This is a genomic window from Nocardia sp. NPDC004722 (assembly GCF_053601505.1).
The window spans coordinates 18829-34030 of sequence record NZ_JBSGBY010000020.1; the positions used below are offsets into that span (position 1 = coordinate 18829).

8 protein-coding genes and 2 pseudogenes are annotated in these 15202 nt (G+C 67.1%); 3 read left to right on the top strand and 7 right to left on the bottom strand.

Annotation, left to right across the window (positions count from 1 at the left end):
* Positions 1-3: 3 nt before the first annotated feature.
* The gene (locus tag ACWELQ_RS04500; RefSeq protein ID WP_452395637.1) at positions 4-1263 is read left to right on the top strand and encodes a pyridoxal phosphate-dependent aminotransferase; all 1260 of its coding nucleotides are present in this window, start codon (positions 4-6) and stop codon (positions 1261-1263) included.
* Between the two features lie 485 nt (positions 1264-1748).
* A pseudogene (locus ACWELQ_RS04505) lies at positions 1749-3050 on the top strand (YibE/F family protein); the annotation flags it as partial.
* An 808-nt stretch (positions 3051-3858) separates the two neighbouring features.
* Here the strand turns inward: ACWELQ_RS04505 and ACWELQ_RS04510 are convergent.
* The 3 genes from ACWELQ_RS04510 to ACWELQ_RS04520 all read right to left on the bottom strand — a co-directional run bounded on the left by ACWELQ_RS04510 (position 3859) and on the right by ACWELQ_RS04520 (position 9268).
* On the bottom strand, positions 3859-4695 hold the full coding sequence (locus ACWELQ_RS04510) for a lytic polysaccharide monooxygenase (protein ID WP_452395629.1): 837 nt from the start codon (positions 4693-4695) through the stop codon (positions 3859-3861).
* Between the two features lie 248 nt (positions 4696-4943).
* Positions 4944-5705: a copper homeostasis protein CutC gene (locus ACWELQ_RS04515; protein ID WP_452395630.1), complete on the bottom strand. Its 762-nt coding sequence runs from the start codon at positions 5703-5705 to the stop codon at positions 4944-4946.
* Between the two features lie 341 nt (positions 5706-6046).
* The gene (locus tag ACWELQ_RS04520) at positions 6047-9268 is read right to left on the bottom strand and encodes a (Fe-S)-binding protein (RefSeq protein ID WP_452395631.1); all 3222 of its coding nucleotides are present in this window, start codon (positions 9266-9268) and stop codon (positions 6047-6049) included.
* A gap of 375 nt (positions 9269-9643) precedes the next feature.
* Here ACWELQ_RS04520 and ACWELQ_RS04525 point away from each other — a divergent pair, with 375 nt between their 5' ends.
* Positions 9644-10360, top strand: coding sequence for a hypothetical protein (locus tag ACWELQ_RS04525; protein WP_452395632.1), 717 nt, complete (start codon positions 9644-9646; stop codon positions 10358-10360).
* A 215-nt stretch (positions 10361-10575) separates the two neighbouring features.
* Here ACWELQ_RS04525 and ACWELQ_RS04530 read toward each other — a convergent pair whose 3' ends face one another.
* The 4 genes and pseudogenes from ACWELQ_RS04530 to ACWELQ_RS04545 form a co-directional block, all read right to left on the bottom strand.
* Positions 10576-11409, bottom strand: a complete 834-nt coding sequence (locus ACWELQ_RS04530; RefSeq protein ID WP_452395633.1) for an NRDE family protein — start codon at positions 11407-11409, stop codon at positions 10576-10578.
* Positions 11410-11579: 170 nt separating this feature from the next.
* The gene (locus ACWELQ_RS04535) at positions 11580-12929 is read right to left on the bottom strand and encodes a S1 family peptidase (protein ID WP_452395634.1); all 1350 of its coding nucleotides are present in this window, start codon (positions 12927-12929) and stop codon (positions 11580-11582) included.
* A gap of 160 nt (positions 12930-13089) precedes the next feature.
* Positions 13090-14442 (bottom strand): S1 family peptidase, encoded by a 1353-nt coding sequence (locus ACWELQ_RS04540; protein ID WP_452395635.1) that lies wholly within the window; start codon positions 14440-14442, stop codon positions 13090-13092.
* Between the two features lie 117 nt (positions 14443-14559).
* A pseudogene (locus tag ACWELQ_RS04545) lies at positions 14560-15202 on the bottom strand (hypothetical protein); the annotation flags it as partial.

Consider the following 15202-nt stretch of genomic DNA (forward strand, 5'->3'; position numbering starts at 1 on the left):
ACCATTGACCGGGTGAGCCCTTCTAGTCACCTACCGCACAAGTCCCCGCGCGTGCTGGAGCAGTCGACCAAACTCCAGAACGTGCTCTACGAGATCCGGGGGCCGGTACACGCACACGCGGCGCGGTTGGAGGCCGAAGGGCATCGGATCCTCAAGCTGAACATCGGCAATCCCGCGCCGTTCGGCTTCGACGCTCCCGACGTGATCATGCGCGACATGATCGCGGCGCTGCCGTACGCGCAGGGCTACAGCGAATCGAAGGGCATCCTGTCGGCGCGCCGGGCCATCTTCACCCGCTACGAGCTGGTGCCGGGCTTCCCGGAATTCGATGTGGACGACGTCTACCTGGGCAACGGCGTCTCCGAACTGATCACCATGGTCATGCAGGCGCTGCTCGACAATGGCGACGAGGTGCTGATTCCCGCACCGGACTATCCGCTGTGGACGGCCATGACCTCGCTGGCGGGCGGCACCCCGGTGCACTACCTGTGCGACGAGTCCAATGACTGGCAGCCGGACATCGCCGACATGGAATCCAAGATCACCGACAAGACCAAGGCGATTGTCGTGATCAACCCCAACAACCCCACCGGCGCGGTGTACTCCGCCGAGGTGCTGCAGCAGGTGGTGGACCTGGCCCGCAAGCATCAGCTGTTGTTGCTGGCCGACGAGATCTACGACAAGATCCTCTACGACGACGCCAAGCACGTGTCGCTGGCGACGCTCGCCCCGGACCTGCTGTGCCTCACCTTCAACGGCCTGTCCAAGGCGTACCGAGTGGCCGGGTACCGCTCCGGCTGGCTGGTGATCACCGGGCCGAAGGATCACGCGGGCGGCTTCCTCGAGGGCATCGATCTGCTGGCCTCGACCCGGTTGTGCCCGAATGTGCCCGCGCAGCACGCCATTCAGGTGGCGCTCGGCGGACATCAGAGCATCGACGATCTGGTGCTGCCGGGCGGGCGACTGCTCGAGCAGCGGGATGTGGCCTGGGGGAAGCTGAATACGATTCCGGGCGTCTCGTGTGTGAAGCCGCGGGGCGCGCTGTACGCGTTCCCCCGGCTGGATCCGGAAGTCCATGAGATCCACGACGATTCGAAGCTGGTGCTGGATCTGCTGCTGCAGGAGAAGATCCTGATGGTGCAGGGGACCGGGTTCAACTGGCCGCATCACGATCATCTGCGGATCGTCACGCTGCCGTGGGCGCGGGATCTCTCGGTCGCGATCGAGCGATTCGGCAACTTCCTCGCCGGCTATCGGCAGTAATTCCAGGCGGAAATTCTCGATCACCGGGTACGCGCGGGGTACGCTGGAGTACCGACGCGCCCTCGCGCATACCCACCCTGACCTGCGGTTAGTCGATCTTGTCCGGCCATGGACACTCCTACCTCGGGTGGATGGCACAGGTGAGACCATGGCAAAAACAAACCGCTGGTACGAAAAAGTTGAGTTTTTAGAGACTTAGCTAGCGCAAAGAACCGTCTTTTGTGTACAGTGGTCCTCGGCACCTAGAGTGCCCGACCGGACCGCCTACCCCCCCTGGGCCGTCCGGTCCTGTGTCAGCCGGCCTACCCCCCCTGGGCCGCTGATGCCGGGCGGCGGAGACATCCCCCTGCTCTCCGCCGCCCCTCCCGCAAAGCTCTGGTCCGTTGACAAAACGACTGGGGCTTTTTTTGTTTCCGGCTTCCGATTCGCAATGGCGCGGACAACCTCTCAGCATGTCGGGAATTGTTTTCCTTTAGGCTCTGCGCGTGAGCGATCACCATCACCACCATCACGACCACTCCGGGCCCATTGCTATCGGGACGAATGCCGCACGTGTTGTGGTCGGGCTGTTGGCGGTGATCGGGATCGCGGTGGTCGCCGGATTGATCTGGTTATGGCCGAGTTCGCAGCATGTCGATATTCCGTTGCCGATGCAGGGCGCGGGCGGCGGGGCGGTGGCGACGCAGGCCGCGACCGTGATCAAGCAGGATCTCGGGCCGTGCGGTAGCGGTACCGCCGGTCAGGTGCTCGACCAGGAACCGGAGCTGTTGCCGGCGGCGCAACACCAATGCACCCGCAGTGTGGTGTCCATCGAATCCGGTCCCGATCAGGGCAAGTGGGCGTTGCTGGTGAATTCGCCGGGGCCGGATCAGGCTCATTTGCAGGTGGGCGACAAGATTCGCATTGCGCCGCAATCGGTTCCGAAGGATCCGACGAAACCGGTGAGCGCGGACAATCCACTCGTCACTTCGTATACGTTCAACGACTACGCGCGCGGGATGCCGCTCATCATCATCGTGGTCCTTTTCGCGGTCGTCATCATCGCGGTGGCGCGGTGGCGGGGGTTGCGGGCGCTGATCGGACTCGTCATCGCGTTCGGCGTGCTGGTCTTCTTCCTGCTTCCGGCGATGCTGAACGGTGAACCCGCGATACCGGTGGCGCTGGTCGCGGGTGCGGTAATCCTTTATGCCGTGCTGTATTTGGCGCACGGAGTGAACCTGCGCACCAGTTCGGCGCTGCTCGGCACGCTGACCTCGATGGCGCTGGCGGCGGGACTGTCGTGGGCGGCGCTGAAGGCGACCCGCCTGACCGGATTGTCCGAGGAACAGAACACCAATGTCGCGGCCTACATTCAGCATGTGAGCATTACCGGGCTACTGCTCGCCGGGTTCATCATCGGCTCGCTGGGTGTGCTCAACGATGTCACCATCACCCAGGCGTCGGCCGCCTTCGAATTGGCGGCGATCGACGAAAAGGCCAACCGCCGCAGTATCTTCGCGGCCGCTATGCGGGTCGGGCGCGATCACATCGCCAGCACGGTCTACACCCTGGTGCTCGCCTACGCCGGTGGCGCGCTGCCGCTGCTGCTGTTGTTCAGCGTCGCCGGGCGGCCGATCACCGATGTGCTCACCAGCGACGCCGTGGGCATCGAGATCGCGCGGGCCGCGGTCGGCGGCATCGCGCTGGCGCTGTCGGTGCCGCTGACCACCGCCATCGCGGTCCTGCTGGCCCGGCCGCTGGGCGCGAAACCCGCTGTGGCGGCGGCGGGTGCGGGTCGGGCACGTGGCGCCGGGGCGCGCACCACGGCGCGTCGTGCGAACGGGCCACGCACCGGCGCCCAGCCGGCCGCCCGTCGGCCGCGTACCGGGGAACAATCGGCCGTGTCGCGCACCGGATCTCAGCCGGTCGCCCGGCGGGGAACGGAAGGTGGTCCGCGCACCGGCGAGTATCAAGCCGGGGCGCAACCGAACGCGCGCCGGAGCGACGGACCGGGCGCGCCCTACAGCGGTGAACAGCAAGCGGCCCCGAGACCCGGTGCGCAAGTGCGGGATTCGTGGACCGGCGAGCAGCCGGTAGGGCCGCGCGGCGGGAGCGGTGAGCCGCCGACCATTCCGAGAACCAGTGTGGTGCAGCCGAGTCCGGAGCCGGAGGCGCCCGCCTCGGACGAGCGGTCCTGGTACGTGTCGGGTGCCTCGCAAGAACAGCGGCATACGACATCCTCCTGGTTCAATCGCGATGAACCGTGGTCCGGGTCGGAACCGCAGGCGTCGAGTCGGCCGGAACCGCAGGGCCAGGGCTGGCCGGAGTCGCCCGATCAGGGCTGGCCGGAGTCGCCGGATCAGGGGTGGTCCGGGTCGGATGAGGGGTGGCCGCCGGAGCCGCCGCGCGGCGGGCGGCATTCCCGATGAGCGAAAGCTGATGTGAGGGGCGTGTTCCCACGGAGGAACACGCCCCTCTCCGTCAGGTGCGGGGGTGGTCATCGGTCACGGCTTGGCGGATAGGCGCGGGGAATCCGTTGCGGCAGTGCACTCGACGAGAGGCCGGCCCGATTCGGCGGTCTCGGGCTGACTACCCGCTCATGACGGGGTCTTCGGATCAGTCCACCATCTGCCACAGGGCTGGCGCGGCTTCCGGATTCCAGCCGGGGTCGTACACCGTGTGGGCTTGCAGGCAGCGATAGCGCATGCCGTCGTAGGTGACGAGGTCGCCGATGTTGTAGTGCGCGCCGACTTTCCAGGCAGCGGCGGGAGTGGCGGCGGTGGTGGTGGGCTGCGGACTGCGAGTGGTGGTCGGCGGCGTCGGTGTCATAGGCGGCGTTGTTGTCGTGGGTGGCGTCGTCGTGGCGGGTGGTGTCGTGGTCGGAGCCGGGGTGGTCGTTCTCACCGGAGGCGTTGTGGTGGTGGGTGTTCCGCCACCGCCGCCGATCTGCACGTCGATGCAGGAGTAGAAGGCATTCGCGGTGTCGCCGATGTTCCAGACCGCCAGCAGTTTCTGGCGACCGGTGTAGGCACCGAGATCCACGGTGTGGCTGACGCTGTCGGCCGGTGGCGGATTATTGCCGCCGTCGAATACCGCGACTCGGGTGCCGCCGATGTAATACTCCCAGTTCAGGGTGCGGTGCAGCGCGGTGAACGTCCAGGTGAAAGTGACTGTGCTGCCGACGGATTGGACCTGCCAGGGCTTGCTGTCGTCATCCAGTTCCGGGAAGCGGGTGTTGCCGCCGCTGCATTTGTTCGAGCCTTTGGGCGCTTCCACGCTCTGCGGCTCGTAGGTGATGTCGCCGCAGGATAGGAGCCCTTTGGCGCACTGGGCCTGGCGGCTCAGCGGCGCCGACACATAGCCGTGGGCGTGGGCGATGGCGGCGGGCAGTATCGCGACGACGAGCGGTGCGATGCTGGCGGCCCCGAGCATGGACAGTCTTCTACCAATCACGTGAAACCCCTTGTGAGAGTGGGGTAGCGGAGGCCGGCGTGCTTCCCCGTGACGGATCTGAGATGTGATCCAGACCACTTTGTAGCAATAGCGTGCTCAAAAAGATATGACCCGGCAACGCTTTGGTCAAGCGTCCTATCAGCGCTGACCGAATTGTCCTGTGCCACAGCAAACATCGTGGGCAGCACAGCAAATTTTGGCTCCGACACGACAGCGACACGCCGATCGCTGGCCCACCGGTGACAAGCTCAGCGGGAGACGCGCACCGCCTCGCACAGGGCCGAGACGCCGTCGGCGTCGGTGACGAAATGGTCGAAACCGCCGGGCACGCCGAATTCGGCGAAGGACACCTCGGAATCGGGCTGCGCCCGGCCCGGGACCGGAATGCGCACCGCCGCATGCAGATCCCGGGTCCCGGTCAGTTCGATCACCCGGCGGGCATTGTCGGCGCGTAGGCTGCCGCAGGCCATCACGTCGATGCGGCCGTCGGCCAGATTCACCAGTCGCGCGATCAGCGACGCCCCGTCCAGCACCGACATCTGGCGGCCCGAGGTGAGCAGCCGGGTGAAACCGAGCTCCACCAACTGCTCGAAACCGATGGCCGGGTCCGCGCACACGTCGAAGGCGCGATGGAAGGTGACCTCCATGTCCTCCGCGGCGGCCAGCAACTCGGTATTGGCGGCCGGATCGATATGACCGTCCTCGTCGAGCACGCCGATCACCACCCCGTGCGCGCCCGCCGCCCGCACCCGCTCGACATCGCGGCGCATCAAGGCCACCTCATCGGCCGAATAGCGGAAGTCGCCGGGGCGCGGGCGGATCAGCACATGCACCTGCGTATGCCCGGCCGCCTCCACCGCCGCCTCGATCAAGGCGGGCCCGGGCGTGAGTCCCCCGACCGTCAACCCCGAACACAACTCCACCCGTGCGGCCCCCGCCTGTTCGGCAATCCGGACCCCACCCAGAGACTCCACCCCGATCTCGACCCGAACCGCCCGCGCATCCGTCATACCTTGCAGTATGGCGAACTCCCGCCCGACATGTTGCCTGAGATTAGCCATTGACGCATTAATGCCCCGTGAACGAACCCCGCAAACGTTGGCGCTCAGCACCGGCGGCACGACCTCCCCGGGCCGCCGTACCCCTCGTCATCCCGGCGTGTTCTTGGCCGGGATCCAACGCGGCCGGTGTGGATTCCGGCCAAAAGCACGCCGGAATGACGGGGTCGGGGGTGCGCCGGGAGCAAGGTGAGCGGCTGCGCGCAGTGGCGGAAACGACGCGGGCGGCGCTACCGAGGTGGTAGCGCCGCCCGCGTATCAGGTTCGGCTGCCCGGTAATTCGGGCCGCGGTCCTAGTTCTTCTTGCCCGGAGCCTTCATGCCCGACTTGAAGCCGAGGCCGCCCGGCTTGGCGGCCGGGGGCTTGGCAGCGCCGTTGCCCTCGGACGTACCGTTGGCTTGCGTGGTGCCGTTGCTCTCCGCGGCGGCCGGTTCGGCCGGGGCGGCGGGCTCGGCGGCCGGAGCCGCGGCGGCGGGGGCCGGGGTCGAATCAGACTCGGTCGCAGGCGCTTCCGGGGCCGGGGCGGCGGGTGCGGCGGCACCCGGAGCCTTCGGGCCGGGGCGCTTGAGGCCCGACTTCATGGCCAGACCCTTGGGGGCGATGGACGGCTTGGCCTCGGCGGCAGCCGGAGCCGAAGCGGCCGAAGCCGTTTCGGTGGCGGCCGGAGCAGCCTCGGCGGCGGGAGCAGCAGTTTCCGCGACCGGAGCGGTGTCCGCCGGTGCCTCGGCGGCGGGCTTGGCGCCCGGAGCCTTGGCGGCGCCCTTCATCTGGAGGCCCTTGCCGCCGGGGGCCTTGAGGCCGCCCTTCATGGCCAGGCCGCCCGGCTTGGCTGCCGGAGTGGCAGCCTCGGTCGCGGCAGCCTCGGCGGGAGCAGCGGCTTCGGCGGGAGCCGCAGCGGCGGAAGCGGATTCGGCCGCCTTCGCGCCGGGGGCCTTGAGGCCGCCCTTCATCTGGAGACCCTTGCCGCCCGGTGCCTTCGCGCCACCCTTCATGCCCAGGCCCTTGGCCGGAGCCGGAGCGGCAGCCTCGGTGGCCTCGGCCGGAGCGGCCTCGGCTGCCGGAGCGGCCTCGGCCTTCGCGCCCGGAGCCTTCAGCCCGCCCTTCATGGCCAGACCCTTACCGCCGGGGGGCTTCAAGCCACCCTTCATACCCAGACCGCCACCGGCCGGAGCCGCCTTCGGTGCTTCCACCGCGGCCTCGGCCACAGCGGCTTCGGCCTGGACGGGCTCGGGTTCGGAAACCGGTTCCGGCTCTTCGACCTTCGGGGTCTGAACGACCTTCAGGTTCTCCGTCAAAGTGGCGGCATCCACCCGGTCGATCGACTGCAGCATCAGCTGGGCGACATCGACGACCTCGACACCCTGACCGACCTCGCCACCATCCTTACGCGCGGTCACACCATCGGTGAGCATCACACGGCAGAACGGGCAACCCGTCGCGATCATCGACGGCTCGTTACCACCCTTGAGAGTGTCGAGGGCTTCGTCGACGCGGTCGACGTTGATGCGCTTGCCGAGCTGCTCTTCCATCCACATGCGCGCACCACCCGCGCCACAGCACATCGACCGTTCACCATGACGCGGCATCTCCACCAGCGTCGAACCGGAGGCTTCCATCAACTCACGCGGCGCGTTGTAGATCTTGTTGTGCCGACCCAGATAGCACGGATCGTGATAGGTGACGTTCTGCGCGACCGGCGACACCGGCACCAACGACTTGGCCCGCACCAGACGATTCAGCAACTGCGTGTGGTGTACGACCTCGTAGCTGCCACCGACCTGCGGGTACTCGTTGTTCAACGCGTTGAAGCAGTGCGCGCAGGTGACGACGATCTTCTTCTTGGCCTGCTCGACACCCTCGAACACCGAGTTCAACAACTCGATGTTCTGCATCGCCAACTGCTGGAACAAGAACTCGTTGCCCGCACGACGCGCGGAGTCACCGGTGCAGGTCTCTTCCTGACCCAGCACCATGAACTTCACCCCCGCGGTGGCGAGGAGTTCGGCGACGGCCTTGGTGGTCTTCTTGGCACGGTCTTCATACGCGCCCGCGCAGCCGACCCAGAACAGGTACTCGTAGCCGTCGAAGCTGTCGGCGTCGCGGCCGTAGACGGGGACCTCGAAGTCGACCTCGGAGATCCAGTTGAGGCGGTCCTTGGAGTTCTGACCCCACGGGTTGCCCTTGTTCTCCAGGTTCTTGAACAGACCAGCGAGCTCGGAAGGGAACTCCGACTCGATGAGCACCTGGTAGCGGCGCATATCGATGATGTGATCGACATGCTCGATATCGACCGGGCACTGCTCCACACACGCACCACACGTCGTGCACGACCACAGAACTTCGGGATCGATGATGCCGTTGACATCCTCGCCACCCACCAGCGGACGCTCGGCCTCGGCGCGCGCGGCCTCCGAAATGTTCGCCAGCGCACGCTCGTTCGGCTTGCCGTCCTTGTCGACCAGGCCGATCTCGTCGCCGCCCATATCCTTGCGGCCACCGGCCAGCAGGTACGGGGCCTTGGCGTAGCCGTGGTCGCGCAGCGACATGATCAGCAGCTTGGGCGACAGCGGCTTGCCCGTGTTCCAGGCCGGGCACTGCGACTGGCAGCGGCCGCATTCGGTGCAGGTGGTGACGTCGAGGATGTCCTTCCAGGAGAAGTCCTCGAACTTGCCGACGCCGAAGGTGTCGTTGTCCGGATCCGCGGTCTCCATGTCGATGGCCTTGCCGTTCGACATCATCGGCTTCAGCGCGCCCAGGGCGACCGAACCGTCGTCCTCACGCTTGAAGTAGATATTGGGGAACGCCGCGAAGCGGTGCCAGGCCACACCCCAGGTGGTGTTGCGACCGACCAGCAGCAGGAACAGCGCGCCGGAGCAGAGCTTGATGAACGCGAAGATCGACACCATGGCGATCGACTCGGGCAGCAGCTTGGCCACCTGCTCGGTGAAGAAGTCACTCCAGGTGTGGGATTCGTGATAGGTGGCGATCTTGCCGGCCTTCACGAAGATCATGCCCAGGCCCTCGACCAGGACGATGGACTCGATCACGTACGCGGGCGCGAACTTCGAGCCGCTGAAACGCGACAGCCGCTCGGGCACCCGCGGGTGGTTCAGCTGCCGGATCACGATCAGCACCAGGATGCCGACCACCGTTCCGATGCCGAGGAGTTCGTCGACCAGGTGGTAGATGCCCCAGGAACCGATGATGGGCCAGTGGAATTCGGGGTCGAAGATCTGACCGTAAGCCTCGAACCAGAGGATGAACCCGGCGAGGAAGCCGATCATGACCAGCCAGTGCGCCCAGCCGACCGTGCGGAATTTGTTCATCCGCGTGTGGGCTAGGAACTCCACGAACATGGTCTTGAAGCGGGGGAAGAACGGCCGCCAGCGATCGGGCGCGGATTGCCCGACCATGACGGTGCGGGCGATGTTCCGCACGCCTCCGATGAACGATGCCCAACAGAAGACTGTGAACACCGCCCCAATCGTGCCCAGCGTCACTGTCAGGGCATTCATGTCGCGACCTCTCTTACGGTTCTACGAACGTGTGACGAGGCGGCCTGGTCCCGCCTCGGGTTGCTCGTATCCTAATGGACAGTAAGTTACCCGCCGGTAACTTAAGCGTCCAGTGTTTCCCACACCGTAAATCCCGGCAAAACGCTGCTGTTACCAAGGGCAGGCTTACTTTGAAAGCCGCTGTCCTGCAGAAAGAAACGAATCTCGCAAATCGTAAGTTGATCGACTAGGCTCACGCTGTCCGACAGCTGTGCGCATCTTCACATGCTCGGGGAGGACTCGTCCTAGCGCGAAGGCATGGCCCGAGGGAAGCCGGGCCTCGCGTGGCGGAGAGCGCGCAGCGGATTACCTGATGACGGATTGGAAACCAACCGAATGAAGCTTCGCAGTACCACTGCGGCGGCTGCCCTGGTCATCGGCGCAATGACCGTGGGGATGTCTACTGCCCATGCCGACGAGCCCACCAAGGTGGCCGATATCTCCTACTCGACCAAACTGGTCGATCAGGATGGTGTCAAAGCCGTCGTTTCCACGCTGAAGAACGGCACTTTCGAGCTGGCTCAGCAGGATGGCGCCACGCCCGAGGACCCCAAGCAGACCTTGGTGAATGTCAAAGACGCGCAGGGCGCGACCACGATGACCTTCCCCCTGGCTTTCAAAATCTCGGGCACTGATATTCCCGTGAAGGCTGATCTCAAGGACGACAACAAGGTCCTCGAGGTCGTTCCGCAGAAGCCCGCGGACTTCCAGCCCGACACCCAGCCGGTTGCGGCCGTGGCCCAGCCGATCGCGGGTCAGCCTCAGCTGAAGGACATCGCCTCGGACGCCGAGAACCAGAAGGCGATGGGCGACTTCTCCACCAAGTTCAGCCTTGCCATCGGTATCGGCAGCTTCGTGGGCACCGCCCTCGGCGCGCTGATCGGCTGCGTGGCCACCATTCCCGTCGGTTGCGTGCCGGGCCTCGTCGCCGGCGCCGGTGTCGGCGGCATCCTCGGCACCATCGCCGCTGGTGGCCCGACCCTGCTTGCCGCGGGAATCGATCTGATGAACACCCTGCAGGCTGCGGCCGGCACGACCAAGTGGGCCAACTAGCCCCGCACTCCATCAAAACTCGAGGAATCTCATGGATCTTCAGAAGCTGCTCTTCAGCCTGCTCCGGGCACTCTGCACCGCGTCCAGCGGCGGCGCCGGCTGTAGCGCCTGGGGCGCGTAGTCCCCTGTAGCCGGGACACCTGGTCCCGGTAGTTCGAACGGCCCGTCTTCCCGCGTGGAGACGGGCCGTTCGGCTGTGCGGGCGGCCCTGGGCCTCAGGGCAATTCGAGGGTGCCCTCGAACGAGACCGTGCCTTGACGACGCGCGAAGCGCCCGAAGGTCCGTTCGGTCATCGTGTAGCTACCGTCCTCGCGGACCAGTAGCACCGTGCTGCAGCGGGTTCCGTGCACGGGGTGGAAGACGAAGCGCGAGGAGGCGGCCCGTTCACCCGCCCGGCCCAGGCCGGTGTCGGGGAGCTCGGCGTCCGCGGCACGCGTGCGATCGGCGAGTACGGCCAGGTAGCCCGCGATGTTTTCGGGATCGGCCGTGGCGACCGCGTGCAGGGCGCGCACGCCCTCTCGGACCTTGGGCCAGGCCGGTTCCGGGGTGCCGGTGGTGACGCCGCCGTCCGGTTCGAGCGAACCGGCGAGGGCGCTGTTGGACAGGCCGTGGAAGCCGGGCGGAAGTTCGCGGGGAGTTCGCTCGCCTCGATTGCTGTGCCACCACAGCGTGTCCAGGTCCGAGGTCACCAGGTTGTAGCCGTTGTAGTCGTCGGCCGCCGCGGCCACGCCGCGCACGAACTTCTCCGGAACCGCGTCGCCGCGCAGGAAATCCATCAGCAGCGCGCCGCGCGAGCGGGCGTCGGTGCGGAACTCACCCGCCCCGCGCACATTGGTGACGGTCGCGAACCGATGCCGGTCGGGCAGCAGGCCCAGCCAGGTGCCGGGCACCGGTCCGGCCGCGCCCAGATCGCGGCCCGCCAGCAGTCCGGGCACCTCGTCCCAGCGTCGCAGCGATTGCGTTGGGCGGGTGAAGAACTCGTCCCGATTGGCGGCGACGATCAACCGGTACCCCGGCACCGCGCGCCAGCCCAGCAACACCAAACACATGCCCCCAGCATGCCCGAGCCGGTGCCGTCCGGCCCACGCCCGAACCACACCCGTCCCATGGCTCCCTGCTGCCCCATCACTGCCCTTGCGGGGTAGGAGGGTGCCCGGACGCCGAAAAGGCCGGTAGCTGTTGAGCTACCGGCCTTTTCGAAGGTGCTGAGAACGGGCGACTACGTGGTGGCGACCCGCAGACCCGGATTGTCGGAGAGCACCGTGCTCACCGGCTGCGCGAACAGCTGCGGGGTGTTGCCGGTGATGAGACCGATCAGGTTCGGGATCTCGCAGATCGGATAGTCGGCGACCGAGGAGGCGCTGGAGATGCCCAGGGCCAGGGTACCGGTCACCAGCGGGCCGCCCGAATCACCGGGCAGGGCGCAGATATTCGCCGAGAACGACTGGGTGAGCATGCGGTCGCCGACCTGGACGGTCTGATCGACGGCGTTCACCACGCCACAGCTGAAGCCGGTGCGCGCACCCGACTTGCAGACCGGCGCGCCGACCACCGGCACGGCCACGCCGGTGACCGAGATCGGGGCATTGCCCGGGACGCTCACCAGCGGGTTGTTGAGCGCGCCCTGGTAGTCACCGTTGACGCTGATGATCGAGTAGTCCTCGTTGCCCAGCACCGACTTCTGGAACACGCCGATCTGCGGCCCGCGGCTCTCGCCGGCCATCGCGTACACGGCGGGCGAGTTGGCGCCGCCGGTGGCCGGGATGTTCGGGTTGCAGTGGCCCGCGGTGATGTTCACGACGTTGCCGCCGGCGTCGGTGCCGTTGAAGCCCAGCGAGCAGCGCAGCGACATGCGACCCGCCACCGAGGCGTAGGCGTCACCGGCGGCCATGGCCCGCGGCCCGGCGCCGGCGATATCGGCGGCCTGCGGCACGTCCTGGCCCTCGCCGCCGACCGGCGGCGCGGTCATGACGATGACGCGGGCCGGGTCCACGAAGCCGGGCAGCGGCAGGCCGGGCTTGTCGGCGCGCACCGCGATGCTGTTGTTCAGGGTGTCGATGGCCACGCCCCGGATGGCCTTCGACACGGACTCGGGCTGATCCTTGAGCCACTGCTGGAAGGCGTTCTTCTCGCCGCGCAGCGTGGTCTCGCTCTTGCTGACGTCCTTGGCGGTGAAGCCGGCGTCCTGAACGGCCTTGCGCGCCTGGTCGAGTCCGTCACCGGGGGCCAGCGCGACGACGGGCTTGCCGTTCTCGTCCAGCCAGGCGCCGCCGAAGACGTTCGGGAACTGCCGCTGCGCGGTGGTGGCGAAGGTGGCCACCTTCTGCGCGACATCGGCGCGCTGCAGGTAGTCCTGCGGGGAGATCTTGAGGTCGCGGGTGATGGCGTCCACCAGCGCGGCCGGCAGGTCGGGGGTCGCGGGGGTGGGCGCGGGGTCCGCCTGTGCGCTCGCAGCCAACGGTCCGGCGACGAGCAGCGTGGTGGCCGCGATCGCCGCTGTGCGGACAAGGGTCTGTGGGCGTCGACGGCCCGCAGATGGCATGGAGAAGCGCATACGTGGCAGGAGCATGGCCCCGACTATATGGTGTCGGGCCCGTTATGCCTACTTATTGCGAGGTGACGTTTCGGTATTCGGGGGGCAAACAGCCAGCGTGCCGGATTACAGCACAATGAGAAGGATGTCCGATTTTCTCCGGTGACATCCGGACACGCTGTTATCGCTGTCGCGCTCAGGCGCCGGACTGGGTCCGCACCTGAATTCCACTGCCGATACCGCCGCCGGAATTGGCGTCGATTTCGGTGAGAATCGCGCGCACCGGGATGCCCAGCGACGCGGTTCCACCGTACTGCGCCAGTTGCGTATTGGCCTCGTTGCAGTTCGGCGCGTCGGCCGCGTTCGAACCACTGGTGATGCCCAGCGCCAGCGTGCCGGTCACGATCGCGCCGCCGCTGTCACCGCCCAGGGTGCAGGCGCTGGAGGCGAAGCCGCGCACCGTCTTGGACTGGCCCTCCGCGGTGAACAACTGGGTCTCGACCCGGTCGGCCACCACGAAACCACAAGTGAACGTGGAGGATTGGCCCGACTTGCAGACCGGCGCGCCGGTGATCGGGTCGGCCACACCGGTGATCGTCAGCGTGGTGCCGTTCGCGCCGCGCACCGACGGCTGATCCATGCCCGCCCGCACCGCGTCGTCATTGAGCTTGATGACCGAATAATCCAGCCCGCTGCGACCGCCGAGGTTCGAGGAGACGAAGCTGCCGACCTTCGGGCTGGCCGCCAGATTCCGCACATTCGGAAGATAGACATCCGCGCTGGTGCCCTGCTCCACATTCGGATTGCAGTGCCCGGCACTGATGTTCAGGGCATTTCCGGCGGAATCCACACTGTTGAAACCGAACGAGCACACATCCACGCTGTGCAGCGACGAATCGCTGAGCGAGGTCGGCGCCGTGATGTAGGTGTCGCCACCCATCGGGCGACGTTCCACCGGGCCGCCCGAATCGGGGGACAGCATCACCTTGATATTGGCGATCAGCGTGGGCAGATTCAGCAAATGCCCGGCAGGCGTATTCGCGACACTCAGCACCAGCTGGCTGTTGAGGAAGTCGATGGCGACCGAATTGATCGCGCCCGAGAGATCACGCGGCAGGCTGGTGATCCACATGTTGAGCTGATCGGCCGACTTCTCCAGGCCGTCAGCGCTGATCGGGGCCAACCGGGTCTGGTAGCCGTCCGCCGCGGCGATCTTGGCGGCGTCGAGCGAGGTGACGGCCATGACGGGCTTGCCGTCGGTGCCCATCCACGCGCCCGCGAAATCGTCGGGCCGCTGGGCCCGGAATTCCGTTGCGTACCCCCGCAATTGCTGCGACTTCTCGGCCCGATCCAGATATTCGGCGGGCGACATCTTCAGATCGCGCTGAATGGCGGTGACCAGCTCGGCCGGAAGTTTGTCGGCGGCAAGCTGATCCACCGACGCTGGGTCGGCGGAGGCGGTGCTGAGCAAGGGACCCAAGAGAACGGTCGAGGCAATGGCAACGGTGGCAGCTCGAACCGTGGCGCGGCGCGCCATGAACTTGCGCATGGAGTCCCTTCGTAGTGCACCAGCTGACCGGCATTCCGAGACCATGATCCGGTTACCTTCCGGAAGGTCGGTCAGCGCACCACTTTAGGGCACAAAGCACCGAAGGTCTCTACGAAATCAGTACGGAGTCAAACCCCACGGGTTCGGGATGCCGCCCGGATCGAAGGTCGGCACCGGCGGGATCTGATAGATCGGCGGATACGGGCGTGTCGTGGTCGGCGGCGTGGTGCGCGACGGGCTCGGCGTGGTCGTTGGCGCCTCGGTCGTCGGGGGTGGAGGCGGCGGCGTGGTGGTCGGCGCATCGACGGTGGCCGGCACGTCCGCGATATCGGAGGGCGCCGGCGCGGCGGCGGTCGGCTTGTCGGAACCGGTGGGCGGCAGCAGCGGCGGGGCCGCGCCCGCGGAACCCGCGGGGTCCGACCGCACCTCGCCGCGCGGTGGGCCGGGCGTCGAATTGCTGTCATTGCGCAAAACCGTCGCGACTCCCACGCCACCCAGGAGCAAACCGATCGCGGCGGCCACCGCGGCGATGATGTACGGGCCGCGATTGGCGCGCGGCGCGCGGCCCACGATCACCTGGGGCAGGCTGCGGGAGACCGCCGGCTCGACGGCGGTGGCCGCGGGGACGGCCTGGACCGCCTCCGAATACGCCTGGGCGAGATCGGCGGCGTGCAGGGCGGGCAGCACGTCGGTGACATCGGCGGCATTCGCGGCGGACGCGGTGGCATCGGGTGGCGTGACCCCGGCCGGAGTGGACAGC

What these genes read in the sequence shown, in the direction of transcription:
- ACWELQ_RS04515 (WP_452395630.1), bottom strand. Translation starts at nt 5,705, where the DNA reads ATGACGGATGCGCGGGCGGTTCGGGTCGAGATCGGGGTGGAGTCTCTG.
- ACWELQ_RS04520 (WP_452395631.1), bottom strand. Translation starts at nt 9,268, where the DNA reads ATGAATGCCCTGACAGTGACGCTGGGCACGATTGGGGCGGTGTTCACA.
- ACWELQ_RS04525 (WP_452395632.1), top strand. Translation starts at nt 9,644, where the DNA reads ATGAAGCTTCGCAGTACCACTGCGGCGGCTGCCCTGGTCATCGGCGCA.
- ACWELQ_RS04530 (WP_452395633.1), bottom strand. Translation starts at nt 11,409, where the DNA reads ATGTGTTTGGTGTTGCTGGGCTGGCGCGCGGTGCCGGGGTACCGGTTG.
- ACWELQ_RS04535 (WP_452395634.1), bottom strand. Translation starts at nt 12,929, where the DNA reads ATGCTCCTGCCACGTATGCGCTTCTCCATGCCATCTGCGGGCCGTCGA.
- ACWELQ_RS04540 (WP_452395635.1), bottom strand. Translation starts at nt 14,442, where the DNA reads ATGCGCAAGTTCATGGCGCGCCGCGCCACGGTTCGAGCTGCCACCGTT.